Genomic DNA, 17,206 nt, shown 5'->3' with positions numbered 1-17,206 from the left:
CAGGAGATCCGATGACATTGCAGTACCAACTCAAAGGGGGCAACTACCACTTGTACGACCTCAGCAGCCCGGCAAGCAAGGTCACCGGCGAGCACCGGCTGCGACTCAGTACAGACACCGTGGCCATCGCATTTGACGCCAGCACTGGCGCGCTGCACGAGCATGGCAACCCGGCGCGAATTCATTCCTGGGCAACCACGGCGCGGCGGCGGCTGCGCGCCGCCGGCTCACTTGACAGCGCCAACGACATCGTGGTGGTCTCCGGCCCGCTGCCGGTCGATGAGATCAACAAATGCCTGCGTGTCGAAGGCTACTGTCGGCGCATGTTCACGCGGTTGGCGACGCTGCCGCACGGCAAGCTGCTTGGACGTCAGGCGGCATACTAGATTTTGCTTTCCATCTGGCCTGGTCAGCCCGCGCCAGCGCTGACGCCCCGGTGCGCCGCCAGCAAGCAGTCCCGAAACGCGCGACTCACGCGCGACGGCTGCGGTGAGGCGCGCACGATGCTGAAAAAGCTGCAGCTGTAGCGAAACAAGGCGGGCTTGACCGCGCGCATCTGCCCGTTGCGCACAAAGCCGTCAGCGTAATGATCCGGCAGAAACCCCAGGTAATTGCCGGACAGAATGAGCGTGGCGATGGACTCCTGGTCGTAGCCGGTGGCCTTGCGCACCAGGTGCACCCGCTGGCTGATTTCCATGTTGGGCGAGTGGTAGCCCAGACCGGCAAAGGCATGCTTGCGCAGCGCGTCCCAGTCAGCGGGCTCCTGCACGGCTTGACCGTCCGGGAACAGGGCATGTTGCGCGCCGCAGTACAAAAACATGGTCTCGGTAAACAGCTCGTCATACGTCAGCGTATCTGAGCTGCGGTGCCCCGGAATAACACCGACCTGGAACTGTCCATCGAGCACGCCACGCTCAATTGTGTTGAGCGGCGCCACATGCAGGTGCAGACTTACATCGGGCGCCTGCTCGGCAAAGCGCGCGATGGCTGAACTGATATGCGCTGCGGGGTTGCTGGCCGTCTTGTCAAATACCGCAATATGCAGCTCGCCGCCCATGCGCTGGTGGATTTCGTCCACGCGGCTGCGAAAAGCGTCCACCCCGGCCAGCAGACGCAGCGTCTCGGCATAGATTTGTTCGCCCTCCGCAGTCAGCGCAAAGCCGGCCCGGCCGCGCCGACACAGGGTGAGCCCGAGGCGGGTTTCCAGGTCCTTGATATGGCGGCTCACCGTCGAGACGCCGATGTTGAGATCCAGCTCGGCCGCAGCCATGCCGCCGCACTCGGCCACACTTTTGAACACGCGCAACAGGCGAATGTCCATATCACTCAACTGGCCCAGCGCGGCCCGGCTCTTTACTTGCATAGATTACCCACTTGGTAGTGATACTTAGACAATTACAAGAGTAACAGAGCGGTTCAGAATCGCCAACTACCGCTTCTTCCAAAACTTGGCGGGACAGATTCTGGCGCCCCTGCCGCAAGCACTGTCCCGCTCACCAGGAAACACCATGAAGATGAACGACGTTCAAACCCTGGCCACCCCCCGCCTTGATGCGGCCTGGCTCGATGCCCACTGGATGCCTTTTAGCGGCAACCGTGAATTCAAGGCCAACCCGCGCATGATGGCCAGCGCCAAAGGCTGCTATTACACCGACAGCCATGGCAAGCAGATTTTTGACGGACTCTCGGGTCTGTGGTGCTGCGGCCTGGGACACGGGCGCAACGAGATCACCGAAGCGGTGACCCAACAGATGGCGACGATGGACTACTCACCCGCCTTCCAGTTTGGTCATCCGCTGTCGTTTGCACTCGCCAACAAGCTCAAGGAGTTGACCCCGGCCGGGCTGGACTATGTGTTTTTTACCGGATCGGGCTCCGAGTCGGCCGACACCTCGCTCAAAATGGCGCGTGCCTACTGGCGTGCCAAAGGTCAGGCCACCAAGACGCGCCTGATCGGGCGCGAAAAAGGCTACCACGGTGTCAACTTCGGCGGCGTTTCGGTCGGTGGCATCGGTGGCGTGCGCAAGATGTTTGGTCAGGGCATCGAAGCCGATCATCTGCCCCACACCCAGTTGGCCGGCAATGCGTTCTCACGCGGCATGCCGGACAAGGGCGCCGAATTGGCCGATGACCTGCTGAACCTGATCGCGCTGCACGACGCCAGCAACATTGCCGCCGTGATCGTCGAACCGTTCTCGGGCTCGGCTGGCGTCATCATTCCGCCCAAAGGTTATTTGCAGCGCCTGCGCGAGATCTGCACCGCCAACAACATTCTGCTGATTTTTGATGAAGTGATCACCGGCTTTGGCCGCGCTGGCGCTTACACCGGCGCCGAAGCCTTTGGTGTGACGCCTGACATCATGAATCTGGCCAAGCAGATCAGCAACGGCGCGCAACCGATCGGCGCGGTGCTGGCCAAAAAGGAAATCTACGACACCTTCATGGCGGCGGGCGGGCCCGACTACATGCTGGAGTTTGCCCACGGCTACACCTACTCGGCGCACCCGGTGACGTGCGCAGCCGCGCTGGCAACACTGGATATTCTGGTGAAAGAAAACATGATCGACCGGGTCAAGGCATTGGCGCCCCATTTCGAGAACGCGGTGCACAGCCTCAAAGGTGTCAGGCACATCACCGACATCCGCAACTACGGGCTGGCCGCAGGCTTCACCATCGATGCTTTGCCGGGCGAGCCCGCCAAGCGACCGTTCGAGATTGCCATGGCGATGCTGAAGAAGGGATTTTATGTGCGCTACGGCGGCGACACCATTCAACTGGCCCCGCCTTTCATCTCGACCCCAGCCCAGATTGACAGCCTGGTCAATGCGCTGGGCGAAACCATCAACCAAACTGCTTGAAACCGCCTCTTATGAATGAACTTCCTCTAATCCAACACCTGATCGACGGCCAGCTGGTCGCGGGTGGCACTCGCTCGGTTGACGTTTTCAACCCCGCCACCGGTCAGGCTGAAAAACGCGTGCTGCTGGCCGACAAACACACGGTCGAGCAAGCCATTGCCAGTGCCCACGCCGCTTACCCGGCCTGGCGCGCGACGCCGCCGCTCAAGCGTGCCCGCGTCATGAGCAAGCTCAAAACACTGCTGGAAGACAACGCCGAGCGACTCTGCGCCCTGCTCACCGCCGAGCACGGCAAGGTGCTGAGCGACTCCATGGGCGAGTTGCAACGCGGCATTGAAAACGTCGAATACGCCTCTTATGCGCCGGAGCTGCTCAAAGGCGAACACAGCAAGAATGTGGGTCCGTCGATGGACTCGTGGAGCGAATTCCAGCCGCTGGGCGTCACCGCCGGCATCACCCCGTTCAACTTTCCCGTCATGGTGCCGCTGTGGATGTGGCCGATGGCGATTGCCTGCGGCAACACCTTTGTGCTCAAACCGTCCGAGCGCGACCCCTCAAGTGCCTTGTTGGTGGCCGAACTGGCGCTGCAGGCCGGCCTGCCACCGGGCGTGCTCAATGTGGTCAACGGCGACAAGGAAGCTGTGGATGCGCTCTTGACCGACAAGCGCGTGCAGGCCATCAGCTTTGTCGGCTCGACCCCGATTGCCGAGTACATCTATGCCACCGGTTGTGCCCACGGCAAACGCGTGCAAGCCCTGGGCGGCGCCAAGAACCACGCGGTGGTGATGCCCGACGCTGACATCGCCAATGCCGTGAACGCCTTGATGGGCGCGGCTTACGGCTCGTGCGGCGAGCGCTGCATGGCGATTCCGCTGGTCGTCGCCGTGGGCGATGCCACCGCCGACGCGGTGCTGGCGGGCCTGAAAGCCGAGATCGCCAAAATGAAAGTGGGTCCCGGCACCGATAGCGCCAATGACATGGGCCCGCTGGTCACCAAAGCGCACCTTGACAAGGTCAAGGGTTTTGTGGACCAGGGTGTCCAGGAGGGCGCCACGCTGGTGGTGGATGGCCGCAATGTCCAGGTAGCAGGCCATGAGAGCGGCTACTTCATGGGCGCTTGCCTGTTTGACCACGTCAAGCCTGGCATGAAGATTTACCAAGAGGAGATCTTTGGCCCGGTACTGGGTGTCGTGCGCGTCAAGACCTTGCAGGAAGGCATGGACCTGATCAACGCCCACGAATACGGCAACGGCACCTGCATCTTTACCCGCGACGGCGAAGCGGCCCGCTACTTCAGTGACCACATTCTGGTCGGCATGGTCGGCGTCAACGTGCCGCTGCCGGTGCCGGTGGCGTATCACTCGTTTGGCGGCTGGAAGCGCTCCTTGTTTGGTGACCTGTCAGCTTACGGGCCGGATGCCGTGCGCTTCTACACCAAGCGCAAGACCATCACCCAGCGTTGGCCCTCAGCGGGGGTGCGTGAGGGGGCGGTCTTCAGTTTTCCGACCAATCGCTAGTGCGGCGGCGCTCAGACGCGCGCCGTCAAAAATAGGTTAAGCTGTGCGCCTGAAACGATTTATCGTGGGGCCGGTAGCTCAGATGGGAGAGCGCTGCGTTCGCAATGCAGAGGTCAGGAGTTCGATCCTCCTTCGGTCCACCATCCCTTAAATTTCAATCAAGGACTCGGCAGAAATGCCAAGTCCTTTTTTATTGCCTGCAGGGTCGCAGACGGTCAGTTCAGCGCGGCGCGCACGTCGTCCTTGTAGGTGTAGAGCGTGACGCTCGGCTGCGTCAGCTCGCCTTTGGACGTGAACGCGATGTTGGCTGTCACGCCCTTGTAGTGGGTCTTGCCAATAAAAGGCACATAGACCTTGGGGTCCACCGAGTTGGCACGCTTCATGGCGTCCGCCAGGACGAAGGTGGCATCGTAGGCGTAAGGGCTGTAGATCTGGAACTGGCCGGGGAAGCGGGCGTCGTACTTCTTCTTCCAGGCAGCGCCGCCCTGCATCTTTTGCACCGATGCTCCGCCGGTGGCGCAGGTCACGTTCTTCAATGTGCCCGCCTTGCTTGACAGCTCCGGCAGTTTTTCGGTGCACAGGGCGTCACCGCCGAAATATCTGACATTACTCATGCCAAGCTGTTCCATCTGGCGCAGCATCGGGCCGGCCTGGGCGTCGAGGCCGCCGTAGAAGATAGCGTCGGGTTTTTTGCTTTTGATGGCCGTCAGGATGGCCATGAAGTCGGTCGCCTTGTCGTTGGTGAACTCCTCGGCCACGATCCGCATGCCCTTTTGCTGGGCCGTGGCCTTGAACACATCGGCCAGACCTTGGCCATAAGCCGTGCGGTCGTCGATGACGGCGACCGTCTTGAGCTTGAGCGCGTCATGGGCAAAATACGCCAGCGCCGCGCCCAGCGCGTTGTCGTTCGCGATCAGACGAAACGTCGTCGGGTAGCCGTGCTTGGTCACGTCCGGGTTGGTGGCGGCTGCGGTGATGTGCGGCAGGCCGCACTTGTTGTAGACCATGGAAGCCGGGATGGTGGTGCCCGACTGCAGGTGGCCCACCACGCCCGCCACATGGGAGTCGCACAGCTTCTGCGCCACCGTGGTGGCCTGGCGCGGGTCACCCGCGTCGTCCTCGGCGGCCAGTTCGAACTTGATCTTCTTGCCGCCAATCACAAGCGCCTGCGCATTCAGCTCGTCGATGGCGAGGCGTACGCCGTTTTCGGTGTCCTTGCCAATATGGGCAATGCCGCCAGACGTTGGGCCGGCGTGGGCGATGCGGACGATCTGGACATCCTGGGCAAAGGCCACGGCAGTCGTCAGGCCCAACGCGGCAGCGGCGGTCAGGCGAAGTGACATGGGATAAGAGATGGCAAGTTTCATGGTTATTGATCCGGCTTTCAAATAAGGACAAAAGTGATCAGGGTTTACCCTGATTGCCTAATGTTACTACTTGATGCCGTCAGACTTGGCGCAAGGTAAAGCTGTCAAACAGGGCCGCCACCTGGGCCAGCAGCTCAGCGCCGGGGTAACCCAGGGTGGACCCGGCATTGAGTCGGGCATCGCCACAGCCGGTCGCGCGAAATACCTGCAGCACATAGTGGCGCACGCCCATGGCCTGCAAGGTTTTCGCCAGCGCCAGGATGTCGGCTTCGGTGTGCAGCGCGGGATGCACCGTGGTGCGAAATTCGTGCGCGATGCCGCTGGCCAGCACGAGCTGTGCGCTAGCGCGGGCCTGGCGAGCGCTGTCAGCGATGCCGGTGATGGCGTCGTAGCCCGGCCATGATGACTTGACATCCAGGCCGACCCAATCCACCAACTCCAGCACCTCGGCCAAACGCCGCGGGTACATGCCGGCGCTATGCAGGCCAACGCCAAAACCGAGTGAGCGCACCGCACGCATGGCATCAAGCAGACCGGGGTCCATGGTCGGCTCGCCACCGCTGAAGACGACGGCATCAATCAGCCCGACACGCCGCTTCAATAAGGCAAGCACGGCGCTCCATGACACCAGGCTGCTGCCGGTGCGTGGCTGCAGATGCGGGTTGTGGCAGTAGCCGCAGCGCCACGGGCAACCTTGGACAAATACCACGGCGGCGAGTTTGCCGGGATAGTCGGTAGCGCTGAACGGTGTGATGCCGCCTACTTTGAGGGTGAGCGCTGGCGCGCCGGCCGCCAACGCATCGACCCGATCAGGCGTCGGGCTGACTCGGGCTGCAGCAGCGCTCGTCAAAGTAAGTGCGCTCATGGAACTCGCCTTTTTTGCCGGTGTTGAAGGACGACATGGGGCGGTGGTAGCCCATCACGCGGGTCCACACCTCGCAGCGCTGGCGTTCGTCGTCGCGCAGTACGACAGCTTGGGGGGTCAGCAATTGTTGTTCGCTTAGATCGGTCATGTCAGTCTCCTTGGGTATTGGTTTCGAGTTGTTTGCGCGAAATGAGGTCGGCGTCGCATTTGGGGCAAAAGTCATGCCGTCCGCCCAGGTAGCCATGTTTCGGGCAGATCGAAAAGGTGGGCGTCACGGTGATGTAGGGCAGGTGAAAACGCGACAGCGAACGCTTGACCAGTTGGCGGCAGGCCTCGGCGCTGCTCAGGGGCTCGGTCATGTACAGGTGCAAGACGGTGCCGCCGGTGTACTTGCGCTGCAGATCGTCCTGCAGTTCCAGCGCCTCAAACGGATCGTCGGTAAAGCCCACCGGCAGTTGGCTGGAGTTGGTGTAGTAGGGCATGTCCTTGGTGCCCGCCTGCAGGATGTCCGGGAACTGTTTGGCGTCTTCCTTGGCAAAGCGGTAGGTCGTGCCTTCGGCCGGTGTCGCCTCCAGGTTGTACATGTGGCCGGTCTGGTCCTGGAATTCGAGCATGCGGGCGCGCACATGGTCGAGCAGGCGCACCGCAAAAGCGTGACCCCACTCGCCGCTGATGTCGTACTTGTCCTGCGTGAAGTTGCGGATCATCTCGTTGATACCGTTCACCCCCAGCGTGGAGAAGTGGTTGCGCAGCGTGCCCAGGTAGCGCTTGGTGTAGGGGAACAGGCCGTTGTCCATGTGGCGCTGGATCACCTTGCGCTTGATCTCCAGGCTGTCGCGGCCGAGTTCCAGCAGGGCGTCAAGCGCCGCCAGCATGGCCGCTTCGTCGCCGCGGTGCAGATACCCCAAGCGCGCGCAGTTGATCGTGACCACGCCGAGCGAGCCGGTCTGCTCGGCCGAGCCGAACAGGCCGTTGCCGCGCTTGAGCAGCTCGCGCAGGTCCAGCTGCAGGCGACAGCACATGGAGCGGATCATGTTGGGCTTGAGTTCCGAATTGATGAAATTCTGGAAGTAGGGCAAACCGTATTTGGCGGTCATTTCGAACAGCAGCTCCGCATTGGTGCTGTACCAGTCAAAGTCTTCGGTGATGTTGTAGGTCGGAATCGGGAAGGTAAACACCCTCCCCTTGGCATCCCCGGCCATCATGATTTCAATGTAGGCACGGTTGATCATGTCCATCTCAGGCTGCAGTTCACCGTAGCTGAACGCCATCTCCTTTCCCGCAATCACGGGAATTTGCTCGCGCAAGTCTTGCGGACAGACCCAGTCAAAGGTCAGGTTGGTAAAAGGCGTTTGCGTGCCCCAGCGCGAGGGCACATTGAGGTTGTAGATCAGCTCTTGCAGGCTCTGGCGGACCTCGTCGTAGCTCAGTTTGTCCTGCCGGACGTAAGGTGCCATGTAGGTGTCGAAGGAACTGAAGGCTTGCGCCCCGGCCCACTCATTTTGCAGCGTGCCCAGGAAGTTGACGATCTGTCCGACCGCGCTCGACAGGTGCTTCGGGGGCCCCGATTCGACCTTGCCCGGCACGCCATTCAGGCCTTCATGCAGCAGCGTGCGCAGCGACCAGCCCGCACAATAACCGGCGAGCATGTCCAGGTCGTGAATGTGGATCGCCGCACTGCGGTGCGCGGCGCCGACTTCGGGCGGGTAGACGTGATTGAGCCAGTAATTGGCAATGACCTTGCCCGAGACGTTGAGGATCAGTCCACCGAGCGAGTAGCCCTGGTTGGCATTGGCGTTGACGCGCCAGTCCAACTGCTGCAGGTACTCGTTCATGCTCGACTCGACATCAACCAGGGTTTTGCGATCGCTGCGCAATTTGTGGTGCTGCTCGCGATAAACGATGTAGGCGCGCAGCGTCTTGGGGTAACCGGCGTCAAACAGGGCAGATTCGACCGCGTCCTGAATCTGCTCAATGTGCGGGGTGACTTGACCGTGTACCTTGATTTTTGGAAGCACCAGGTAGTGGGTCAGTCGCTGCGCCTCGGTATCGTCAAACTCACCGCTGACCTGGGCGGCGCGTGCCAGGGCGTGGGCTATTTTGGCGCCGTCAAACGGCTTGATGCCACCGTCGCGTTTGATGATGTGGCTGAAAACGGGTGGCTTTGTTGCGCTCATCTTGTTCCCTTTGAACACTATAGGTAGTGTGGAACAGGATATTAACCACTAAATGTAGCGTTTGGATAGATTTGACCCTGTCAAGAGAATCTTTCTGTCTGCGGTTGATCCAAATCAGCAAATGGGCAAACCCGGACCCAGCCAGGCCGGGACTCAAGGGAGCGCGGCGCCGAACACCGCGTGCCACAGCGCCAGCACCGCATCGCGCTCGGCCTGCAGTTGCGGCAGACGAACCTGGTAGGGCTCATCATTCAAGCGTGCGCGGTGCTGCACCTGGCGCAGGGTACGGTAGGCGCTGGCCGCCGCATGGCCGACACCGACGGGCAACAGGCCCATCACTTCCGCGCGCTCAAGCAGGGCAATGTTGCCCAAGTTGTCAAGCAACTCGGGTAGCTGCGCCGACTGCGACAACACCAGATACTGCATGACGAATTCCGCATCGATCATGCCGCCGGGGCTGTACTTGACGTCAAAATACCCCTCTTTGCCAGCATGGGCGTCGCGCAGCCGCTCCCGCATCGCCTTGATTTCTGTTTTCAGGCCCTCTGCCTGGCGCGGCGCGGAGATGACCGATTTGCGAATGACATCAAAACGCTGGCGCAGCGTGTCGTCGCCCAGCACAAACCGGGCCCGCGTCATGGCCTGGTGCTCCCAGGTCCAGGCAGTGTTAGAGCCACGCTGCTGCTGGTAGTTGGCGTAGGCGTCAAAGCTGGTGATCAAGAGCCCGGCGTTGCCGTTGGGGCGCAACGCGGTGTCTATCTCGTACAGGTCGCCCTCGCCGGTTTTAACCGTCAGCCAGTTGATCAATTTGCGCACCAGGCTGGCATAGACTTCCGGAGCGCGCTCATCATCGTCGTCAAAGACGAACACAAGGTCCAGATCGCTGCCATAGCCAAGTTCCTTGCCGCCGAGCTTGCCGTAGGCGATGATGGCAAATTGTGGTGTTTCCCGGTGCCTGTTTTTCAGGCGACTCCAGCACCAGCGGGTGGTCACGCGCAGGACCGCCTCAGCGAGTGAACTCAAGTCATCAGCGACCGCCTCGACCGTCAACTTGCCTTCCACATCACGCGCCAGGGTACGAAACACCTCGGCGTGATGCGCGCGGCGCAGCAAATTGAGCAGGGTTTCGTCATCGTCTTCGCCGGTGCCCGCCAGCGCGGCACGTCGGTGATCGAGTTCATGCTCGAAATCGCTGGCAGAGAAGCGCTCATCCAGGAAGTCGGCGCTGGCCAACTCATCGATCACACCCGGGTGCAGCAGCAAATAGCGCGCCGGCCAGCGCGCCGCATCGAGCAGGCGCAGCAAGCGCTCGTGCACGTTGGGTCGCTCCAGCAACAGGGCCAGGTAGCTTTCACGCCGTAACAGCGGCTCCATCCAGTCCACCAGGCGTACGGCAGCGGCTTCGGTTGCTCGGCCTTCGCGCACCCACTGGGCGGTGCGCGCAATGAGACGCAGCAGCCGGGTGCGCGATTCTTCTTTCAAAGCCAGCACCCGCGGGTGCTCGCGCCAGTTGGCCACCCGCTGGCGGAACTGATCAGCCAGTTGTTCAAGCACTTCGTCAAAGCCGGGTGCGGCGGCCGACTTGGCGCCATTGCCCCCGTTGCAGCCCTTGCAGCTCTGATCCGCCCCGCCGCCGAGCAGTTTGTCAAATTCTTCGGCCACCACTTCGCGGTGCGCGTCGAGCTGGTGCAAGAGCTGGCACGCGGTGGCAAAACCCAGGGTGCTGGCGATCCAGGTCAGATCCTGGTCCTGCGTGGGCAACACATGGGTTTGCTGGTCGTCCAGGTACTGAATCCGGTGCTCGACCTGGCGCAAAAAGACATAGGCATCGGCCAGTGCCTGCGCCGTGTTTTTCGGCATCAGTCCCGCTTTGACCAGCCGCGGCAGCGCTCTCAGCGTGGCACGCGTTCTGAGCTCGGGAAATTGCCCACCGCGCACCACCTGCAGTAATTGAACAATGAACTCGATTTCACGAATGCCGCCACGCGACAGCTTGACGTCGTTGGCCCGCTCCGGGTGCCCGGCGCTGCGTTTGCTGGCATGTTCGCGAATCTGCCGGTGCAGCACGCGCAACGCATCAAACACGCTGTAGTCAAGATAGCGCCGGAACACAAACGGCATCACCACGTTACGCAACGCCAGGGTCGAGCCGTCCGCCACACAGCCCAGCGGGGCCACGACCCGGCTCTTGAGCCAGGCAAATCGTTCCCACTCCCGGCCCTGCACATGCAGGTATTGTTCCAGCGCGTCCAACGACACGGCAGGTGGCCCTGAATTGCCGTTGGGTCGCAGCGCCAGATCAACCCGAAACACAAAGCCGTGCTCCGTGGTGTCGCCCACCAGCGCGTAAATAGCCCGCACCGCCTTGGCAAAATATTCCTGATTTGAAATGCGGCCACGCCCCTGGCTATCGCCGGCGGTGTCGCCGTCTTCGTCGTAAACGTAGATCAGGTCGATGTCGCTCGACACGTTGAGCTCACGCGCACCGAGCTTGCCCATGCCGACGATCCAGAGTTGCGCGCGCGCACCCGCTGCGGTCGTGGGCGCGCCGTGGGTCTGGTCCAGTGTCAGCTCCACCTCGGCGCAGGCAGTGTTCAGCGCGAACTCGGCCAGGTCGGTCATGGCCTGCGTCACCTGCTGCAACGGCGCTTGCTGGTCGCAGTCCAGGCACAGCAAGCGCTCCAGCACCAGCTGGCGGGTGGTGCGCAAAGCGCTGGCGCTGTCCAGGCCCAGCGCGCGCAAGGCGTCACAGGCCTGCGCCATCGACGCCGGGCTTGGCAGACCTGGGGGTAACAAATGCAGCTGGCTCTCAAATCGGCGACGAATACGCTGGCCAAAACGCGAGTGCGCTGACAAAGCGGGGCCGGTCATAATTCCTGTCATATTTACAAGCTCACAATGATTGACTTGACACCCGTCCCATCCTCACTGCTGAAAACCTGGACCATCGTGGCCCGCTGGTCGCTGGGACTGGTGTTGGCTGCGTGGTTTGTTTTCGGGCTGACCTGGGGGGCATTGCACTGGCTGATTGTGCCGCGAATCGGCGAATTTCGCCCGCAGCTGGAAGCCTACGCCGCGCGGGCACTGGGGGTGCCGGTGCGCATTGGCGCCATTACGGCCCAATCGAGCGGCATGATTCCGTCGTTCGAACTGACCGATGTCGAGTTGTTTGACGAGCAGGGCCGGGAAGCCTTGCGCTTGCCGCGGGTTCTGGCCGCGCTGTCGCCCCGCTCGGTCTGGCGCCTGGGCTTTGAGCAACTGTATGTGGAACGGCCACAGCTCAGTATCCGGCGAGCCTTGGACGGAAAAATTCGCGTGGCAGGGCTCGATTTCTCCCAAACCAGTGACACCGGGAGTAGTGCAGTCGACTGGTTCTTTTCGCAACTCGAATTTGTCATTCGCGACGGCAGCATTTTGTGGACCGATGAATTGCGGGCCGCGCCGACGCTGGCGCTGCAACAGGTAGACCTGGTGGTGCGCAATGCGGGCCGCCGCCACAACCTTCGGTTCGATGCCACGCCGCCGCCGCTGTGGGGCGAGCGCTTCAGCGTGCGGGGACTGATGACGCAGCCCTTGTTGTCACGCCATAGAGGCCATTGGCGAGACTGGCAAGGCCAGCTCTACGCCGCCTTTGCGCGGGTGGACCTGTCCGAGCTGCAGCGCTACGCCGATGTCGGCGTCGATCTGCGCCAGGGCAAGGGCGCGCTGCGCGCCTGGGTCGATGTCAGCCGGGGCCAGGTGACAGGCGGCACAGCCGACGTGGCCTTGTCGGAGGTCAATGTCACCCTGGGCGCGCAATTGCAGGCGCTGGAACTGCTGTCAGTCAGCGGGCGTCTGAGTGGGCGCCTGCCAGCGAACGGTTTTCAGCTTTCAACCCAAGCGCTGGCATTTGACACCCGTGACGGCTTGCGCTGGCCAGGTGGTAATGTCTCGGTTGATTACACCGCTGCCGAGGGCCGGGTTGCCGCACGCGGCGAACTCAAGGCCGACAAGCTGGACCTGCAAGCCCTGTCGCAGATTGCCGACCGCTTGCCGATTGACCCGGTGACCCGCGCGGCGCTGCTGACCTACGCCCCCAAGGGTCTGGTGGAACGGATCCAGGCCAGTTGGCAGGGCCCGATGGGCGCCTTCAGCCAGTATGCAGCCAAGGGCCTGGTCAATCAGCTGGAGCTGGCCGCGAACACGCTCAACATGGCGCCTGGCCAAGGACTGCCGCCGCAGGACTCACCGGGCGTTCGCGGTGCCAGCATTGATTTTGACTTCAACCAATCCTCTGGCAAAGCCAGCATCAGCCTGAGCAACGGCGCCGTGGTGGTACCCGGGATCTTTGATGAGCCGGTGATTCCCGTCACACAGTTGTCCACCGAGGCCAAGTGGCAGGTCAAGGGCGACCATATTGCCGTGCAACTGCCCAACCTCAAGTTCAGCAATGCCGACGCCCAGGGCGAGGCGCAAATTAAGTGGGAGACCAGTGACCCAGCCAAGTCCAGTGGCCACTCCCGGTTTCCGGGCGTACTCGATCTGCAGGCTACCCTGAGTCGTGCCGATGGAACGCGCGTGCACCGCTATTTGCCCAGCCTGATCGGACGGCCGGTACGTGACTATGTGCGTGATGCGGTGACGGCCGGGACGGCCAGCGGCGTCAAGGCCCGGGTCAAGGGTGATTTGAATAACATGCCCTTTCGAGACCCCAAACAAGGGGAATTCCGGGTTTCAGCCGACGTGAAGAACGCCACCCTGGTCTACGTGCCGCGCAGTATCCAGGCTGCGCAGGCCCTGCCTTGGCCGGCTTTGACACAGCTCAGTGGCGAACTGGTGTTTGACCGGGCGCAGTTGCAGGTCAGAGGCGCGCACGCCAGGATGGGGGCGGCGTCCAACTTGCAGGTCAGCAAGGTCGACGCTTTGATCGCCGAGTTGAGCAACGCCACGGTGACAGTGACGGCCGAAGTTCAAGGCGCATTGGCCGAGGCGCTGGGTATCGTCAAGGGCTCCCCGTTAGGGTCCATGATCGGCAACGCATTGGACCGGGCCGTGGCGAGTGGCAGCGCTGATTACAAGTTGAAACTGAGCCTGCCCATCGCAGCCCTGGAAAAATCAACAGTGCTGGGCAGCGTCACGCTGCGTAATAACGACTTTCAGATCACCCCCGAGACGCCTAAGTTGACCGGGGCCCGGGGTGTCGTGAATTTCTCTGACAGCGGGTTTTCGATTGTTGGAGGCCAGGCACGTCTCCTGGGCGGTGAGGCGCGTCTGGAGGGGGGCTCGGTGGCACCGGCAGGCGCCACGGCCAGTCGCGCCGCGACCTCCGTGCTGATACGCGCCAGCGGCACGGTCTCGGCCGAAGGTTTGCGCCAGGCCCAAGAGCTCGGCTTTGCAGCGCGCATGGCCCAGCATGCCAGTGGCAGTACGGCTTACACCGCCGTGCTGGGTTTTCGCGGCGGCGCGCCTGAGCTCACGGTCAGCAGCAATTTGCAGGGGCTGAGCCTGAGCCTGCCGGCACCCTTGAACAAGAGTGCACAGGCACTGCTGCCGTTTCGGCTGGAAACCGCGCTGCTGGCGCAGGCTTTGCCGCCCGGGCGGGGCGCGGCACCACCCATGCGCGACCAGCTGACGCTGAATCTGGGGCCGCTCGCTTCCATCAGCTATATCCGCGATCTCTCGGGGCCGGAGCCACGCGTGACGCGCGGCAGCATCGGTGTTGGCTTGTCGCCGCAAGAGTCAGCGACCTTGCCCGACGAGGGGGTGGTGGCCAACATCAACCTGAGCACCGTTGATCTGGACGCTTGGGGCGCACTGCTGGAACGTGCAGCGGGCAGCTCGCTGACCGACGCGGCACTGGCCACGGCAACGCCGCAAGCAACGCCGGGTGCCGCCGGGGCAGCGAGCGCAGCCCTGAGCTATCTGCCCACCAGCATGGCCGTGCGGGCACAGACCTTGACGTTTGGCGGGCGCACGCTGCACAACGTCGTGGTCGGCGGTTCGCGCGAGGGGATGCTTTGGCGGGCCAATCTGGCCGCGACCGAACTCAACGGCTACCTGGAATATCGCCAACCCTCGGACCTCGGGGAAGGTCGCTTGTATGCCCGACTCGCCCGGCTGACCATTGCCCCCAGTACCGCCCGCGACATGGAGGCGCTGCTCGAAGAGCAACCAGCAGGCATTCCGGCGCTTGATATTGTGGTGGAAGACTTTGAGTTGCGCGGCAAACGCCTCGGACGCGTCGAGGTGGAGGCAATCAACCGGGGCAGCAGCGCGGTGGCGCCAGGGAATCTGGCACGCGAATGGCGGCTGAACAAATTCAACATCATTGCACCGGAAGCGGTGCTCACAGCCACCGGCAACTGGGCGGCACTGGGCGCGCTGACCCCGCCGAAAGCGAACGCGCGTCGGCGCACGGTCATGAATTTCAAGCTGGCCGTTGCTGACGGTGGTGAATTGTTGACGCGATTCGGCATGCCGGGCGTGGTCCGAAAAGGCCGCGGCCAGATGGAAGGGCAAGTGGCCTGGATGGGCTCGCCGATCAGTCTTGACTACCCGTCCATGACGGGTGCGTTCACCGTCAACATGGAGTCGGGTCAGTTCTTGAAAGCCGACCCGGGCATGGCCAAGTTGCTGGGCGTCTTGAGCCTGCAGGCTTTGCCGCGCCGCCTGACGCTTGATTTCAGGGACGTCTTCAGCGAAGGTTTTTCTTTTGACTTTGTGCGGGGTGATGTCACCATCGAACAGGGGATTGCCAAAACCAACAATTTGCAGATGAAGGGTGTCAATGCGGCGGTCCTGATGGAGGGGCGCGCCGACATTGAAAAGGAAACCCAGGATCTCAAAGTGATCGTGGTGCCGGAGATCAATGCCGGCACGGCATCGCTGATTGCCACGGTCATCAACCCGGCGATCGGAATTGGCACTTTTTTGGCCCAAATGTTCTTGCGCAAGCCGCTGACTGAGGCCGCCACCCAGGAGTTTCACATTGACGGCAGTTGGGCCGACCCCCAAATCAACCGAGTGCAGCGCAAGACCGGGGGCGCAAATGTCGCGCCGCGCTGACGATCATGGGCTTATGGTGTCCTTTGTGTCCAGGCGGCGTCAGGTCTTTTCAACCGACGATGTTGACTTTGGCGCGGCGGCGTCATCGGGGGTGGTCGGCGCCGCTGGCAATTCACCCCGGCGGCGCCCGGAAAACATGGTCCACCAGACAATCAGCAGCAGCAGCAGCAAGGCTCCCAGCGCCTCCAGTAAGAGCAAACTCATGAATCGACTCCGAAGTACGGTCTTAAATACCTGGATTGTAGGGATGCTCGTCGCATGCAGCAGCGTGCCGATACCGCCTCAGCAACCCGCTGCGCCCACGGAAATGGCCGCGCCGCCCGTCGGCGCCCGGCCTGACGATGCCGGGCCCCTGCCCGAGCCCATCGTGCGCGCCAAAAGCCGCTGGACAGCGGTGCGTTGGGCAGAATTGCCTGGGTTCGAGGACGACACCTTGTTTGAAGCCTGGAACGCCTGGATCAAAAGCTGCGAGCGACCGGGCCCGGTGTTTGCGCCCTTGTGCAGCGAGGTGCGGCGCTTGAGCATCGGCGACGAGCCACAGCGCCGGGCCTGGCTGCAGGCCCGGCTGCAGCCGTACCGAATCGACACTTTGGCGGGTGACGCAGAGGGCCTGCTGACCGCTTATTTCGAACCGGTGCTGGACGCCACACGCAGCGCCAGCGCTGACTTCAGCGTGCCTTTGTACCAGCCGCCGCCGGGTCTGGCGCAAAACCTGCCTTGGTACACACGCGAGCAGATTGACACCTCGGCGCGGGCGCAGGCGGCGCTCAAGGGGCGTGAAATTGTGTTTCTAAGCGACCCGATCGATGCCCTGGTGTTGCAGATACAAGGCTCCGGGCGGGTGCGCATCCGCCAACCCGACGGCAGTCAAACCCTGGCGCGTCTGGCGTACGCGGGCTCCAACGGGCAACCGTATAAAAGCGTGGGCCGCTGGTTGCTCGATCAAGGGGCGGTGCGTGACGCCTCGTGGCCCGCCATCAAGGCCTGGCTGGCACAAAACCCGGGTCGCGTGAATGAATTGTTGTGGAGCAATCCACGCACCGTGTTTTTCCGCGAAGAGGCCATGTCGGAACTCGATGCGGCCTGGGGGCCCAAAGGGGCTCAGGGCGTGCCGCTGACACCCGGTCGCTCGATTGCGGTGGACCCGGGCAGCATTCCCTATGGCACGCCCGTGTGGCTGGCCTCCCATGGCCCTGGCCTCAACCTGCAAAAGCTGGTGCTGGCGCAAGACACTGGCAGCGCCATCGTGGGCGGCGTGCGCGCTGACTACTTTGCCGGCTGGGGCCCTGTTGCCGCCGAACTGGCCGGTCGTCTCAAGCAGCCCTTGCGCCTGTGGGTGCTGTGGCCCAAGTAGGTCCCCCGCAAGTTACCATCGACG

The 17,206-nt window shown here is 62.5% G+C and carries 12 protein-coding genes and 1 tRNA gene; 6 read left to right on the top strand and 7 right to left on the bottom strand.

Annotated elements, in window-relative coordinates; translation table 11 throughout:
* The first annotated feature begins 11 nt into the window (after positions 1-11).
* Positions 12-386 (top strand): hypothetical protein, encoded by a 375-nt coding sequence (locus tag RFER_RS01870; protein ID WP_011462702.1) that lies wholly within the window; start codon positions 12-14, stop codon positions 384-386.
* A gap of 23 nt (positions 387-409) precedes the next feature.
* On the opposite strand, the gene RFER_RS01865 is transcribed toward RFER_RS01870, so the two are convergent.
* Positions 410-1,363 (bottom strand): LysR family transcriptional regulator, encoded by a 954-nt coding sequence (locus tag RFER_RS01865; protein ID WP_011462701.1) that lies wholly within the window; start codon positions 1,361-1,363, stop codon positions 410-412.
* A gap of 145 nt (positions 1,364-1,508) precedes the next feature.
* Between RFER_RS01865 and RFER_RS01860 the strand changes: the two genes are divergently transcribed.
* The 3 genes from RFER_RS01860 to RFER_RS01850 all read left to right on the top strand — a co-directional run bounded on the left by RFER_RS01860 (position 1,509) and on the right by RFER_RS01850 (position 4,518).
* Positions 1,509-2,858 (top strand): aspartate aminotransferase family protein, encoded by a 1,350-nt coding sequence (locus tag RFER_RS01860; RefSeq protein ID WP_011462700.1) that lies wholly within the window; start codon positions 1,509-1,511, stop codon positions 2,856-2,858.
* 11 nt (positions 2,859-2,869) lie between these two features.
* Positions 2,870-4,375, top strand: a complete 1,506-nt coding sequence (locus RFER_RS01855; RefSeq protein ID WP_011462699.1) for a CoA-acylating methylmalonate-semialdehyde dehydrogenase — start codon at positions 2,870-2,872, stop codon at positions 4,373-4,375.
* Positions 4,376-4,442: 67 nt separating this feature from the next.
* Positions 4,443-4,518: transfer RNA gene (locus tag RFER_RS01850), tRNA-Ala, on the top strand.
* A gap of 72 nt (positions 4,519-4,590) precedes the next feature.
* Here the strand turns inward: RFER_RS01850 and RFER_RS01845 are convergent.
* From RFER_RS01845 to glnE, 5 genes are all read right to left on the bottom strand, one after another.
* The gene (locus tag RFER_RS01845) at positions 4,591-5,742 is read right to left on the bottom strand and encodes a branched-chain amino acid ABC transporter substrate-binding protein (RefSeq protein WP_011462698.1); all 1,152 of its coding nucleotides are present in this window, start codon (positions 5,740-5,742) and stop codon (positions 4,591-4,593) included.
* A gap of 79 nt (positions 5,743-5,821) precedes the next feature.
* On the bottom strand, positions 5,822-6,607 hold the full coding sequence (locus tag RFER_RS01840) for an anaerobic ribonucleoside-triphosphate reductase activating protein (protein WP_084795417.1): 786 nt from the start codon (positions 6,605-6,607) through the stop codon (positions 5,822-5,824).
* A complete protein-coding gene (gene nrdD / locus RFER_RS24805; RefSeq protein ID WP_011462696.1) occupies positions 6,552-6,755 on the bottom strand; it encodes an anaerobic ribonucleoside-triphosphate reductase in 204 nt (67 codons plus the stop codon). Before nrdD ends, RFER_RS01840 begins: the two co-directional genes overlap by 56 nt.
* 1 nt (position 6,756) lies before the next feature.
* On the bottom strand, positions 6,757-8,784 hold the full coding sequence (locus RFER_RS01830) for a ribonucleoside triphosphate reductase (protein WP_011462695.1): 2,028 nt from the start codon (positions 8,782-8,784) through the stop codon (positions 6,757-6,759).
* A gap of 153 nt (positions 8,785-8,937) precedes the next feature.
* Positions 8,938-11,655, bottom strand: a complete 2,718-nt coding sequence (glnE, locus tag RFER_RS01825) for a bifunctional [glutamate--ammonia ligase]-adenylyl-L-tyrosine phosphorylase/[glutamate--ammonia-ligase] adenylyltransferase (protein WP_244095782.1) — start codon at positions 11,653-11,655, stop codon at positions 8,938-8,940.
* A 27-nt stretch (positions 11,656-11,682) separates the two neighbouring features.
* Between glnE and RFER_RS01820 the strand changes: the two genes are divergently transcribed.
* Positions 11,683-15,828: a YhdP family protein gene (locus RFER_RS01820; RefSeq protein WP_011462693.1), complete on the top strand. Its 4,146-nt coding sequence runs from the start codon at positions 11,683-11,685 to the stop codon at positions 15,826-15,828.
* A gap of 39 nt (positions 15,829-15,867) precedes the next feature.
* Here RFER_RS01820 and RFER_RS23865 read toward each other — a convergent pair whose 3' ends face one another.
* Positions 15,868-16,032, bottom strand: coding sequence for a hypothetical protein (locus RFER_RS23865; RefSeq protein WP_166485611.1), 165 nt, complete (start codon positions 16,030-16,032; stop codon positions 15,868-15,870).
* Here RFER_RS23865 and RFER_RS01815 point away from each other — a divergent pair.
* Positions 15,965-17,182 carry a murein transglycosylase A gene (locus tag RFER_RS01815; protein WP_041790022.1) on the top strand — a complete coding sequence of 406 codons (1,218 nt, stop codon included), beginning with the start codon at positions 15,965-15,967 and terminating at the stop codon, positions 17,180-17,182. The genes RFER_RS23865 and RFER_RS01815 overlap by 68 nt on opposite strands.
* The last annotated feature ends 24 nt before the right edge of the window (positions 17,183-17,206 follow it).

The sequence above is a fragment of the Rhodoferax ferrireducens T118 genome (genome assembly GCF_000013605.1).
Taxonomy (GTDB): domain Bacteria; phylum Pseudomonadota; class Gammaproteobacteria; order Burkholderiales; family Burkholderiaceae_C; genus Rhodoferax; species Rhodoferax ferrireducens.
This window is presented reverse-complemented; position numbering and strand designations above follow the sequence as displayed.

Coding starts and splice junctions, on each gene's coding strand:
- RFER_RS01870 (WP_011462702.1), top strand. CDS start 12: ATGACATTGCAGTACCAACTCAAAGGGGGCAACTACCACTTGTACGAC.
- RFER_RS01865 (WP_011462701.1), bottom strand. CDS start 1,363: ATGCAAGTAAAGAGCCGGGCCGCGCTGGGCCAGTTGAGTGATATGGAC.
- RFER_RS01860 (WP_011462700.1), top strand. CDS start 1,509: ATGAAGATGAACGACGTTCAAACCCTGGCCACCCCCCGCCTTGATGCG.
- RFER_RS01855 (WP_011462699.1), top strand. CDS start 2,870: ATGAATGAACTTCCTCTAATCCAACACCTGATCGACGGCCAGCTGGTC.
- RFER_RS01845 (WP_011462698.1), bottom strand. CDS start 5,742: ATGAAACTTGCCATCTCTTATCCCATGTCACTTCGCCTGACCGCCGCT.
- RFER_RS01840 (WP_084795417.1), bottom strand. CDS start 6,607: ATGAGCGCACTTACTTTGACGAGCGCTGCTGCAGCCCGAGTCAGCCCG.
- nrdD (WP_011462696.1), bottom strand. CDS start 6,755: ATGACCGATCTAAGCGAACAACAATTGCTGACCCCCCAAGCTGTCGTA.
- RFER_RS01830 (WP_011462695.1), bottom strand. CDS start 8,784: ATGAGCGCAACAAAGCCACCCGTTTTCAGCCACATCATCAAACGCGAC.
- glnE (WP_244095782.1), bottom strand. CDS start 11,655: ATGACCGGCCCCGCTTTGTCAGCGCACTCGCGTTTTGGCCAGCGTATT.
- RFER_RS01820 (WP_011462693.1), top strand. CDS start 11,683: ATGATTGACTTGACACCCGTCCCATCCTCACTGCTGAAAACCTGGACC.
- RFER_RS01815 (WP_041790022.1), top strand. CDS start 15,965: ATGGTCCACCAGACAATCAGCAGCAGCAGCAGCAAGGCTCCCAGCGCC.
- RFER_RS23865 (WP_166485611.1), bottom strand. CDS start 16,032: ATGAGTTTGCTCTTACTGGAGGCGCTGGGAGCCTTGCTGCTGCTGCTG.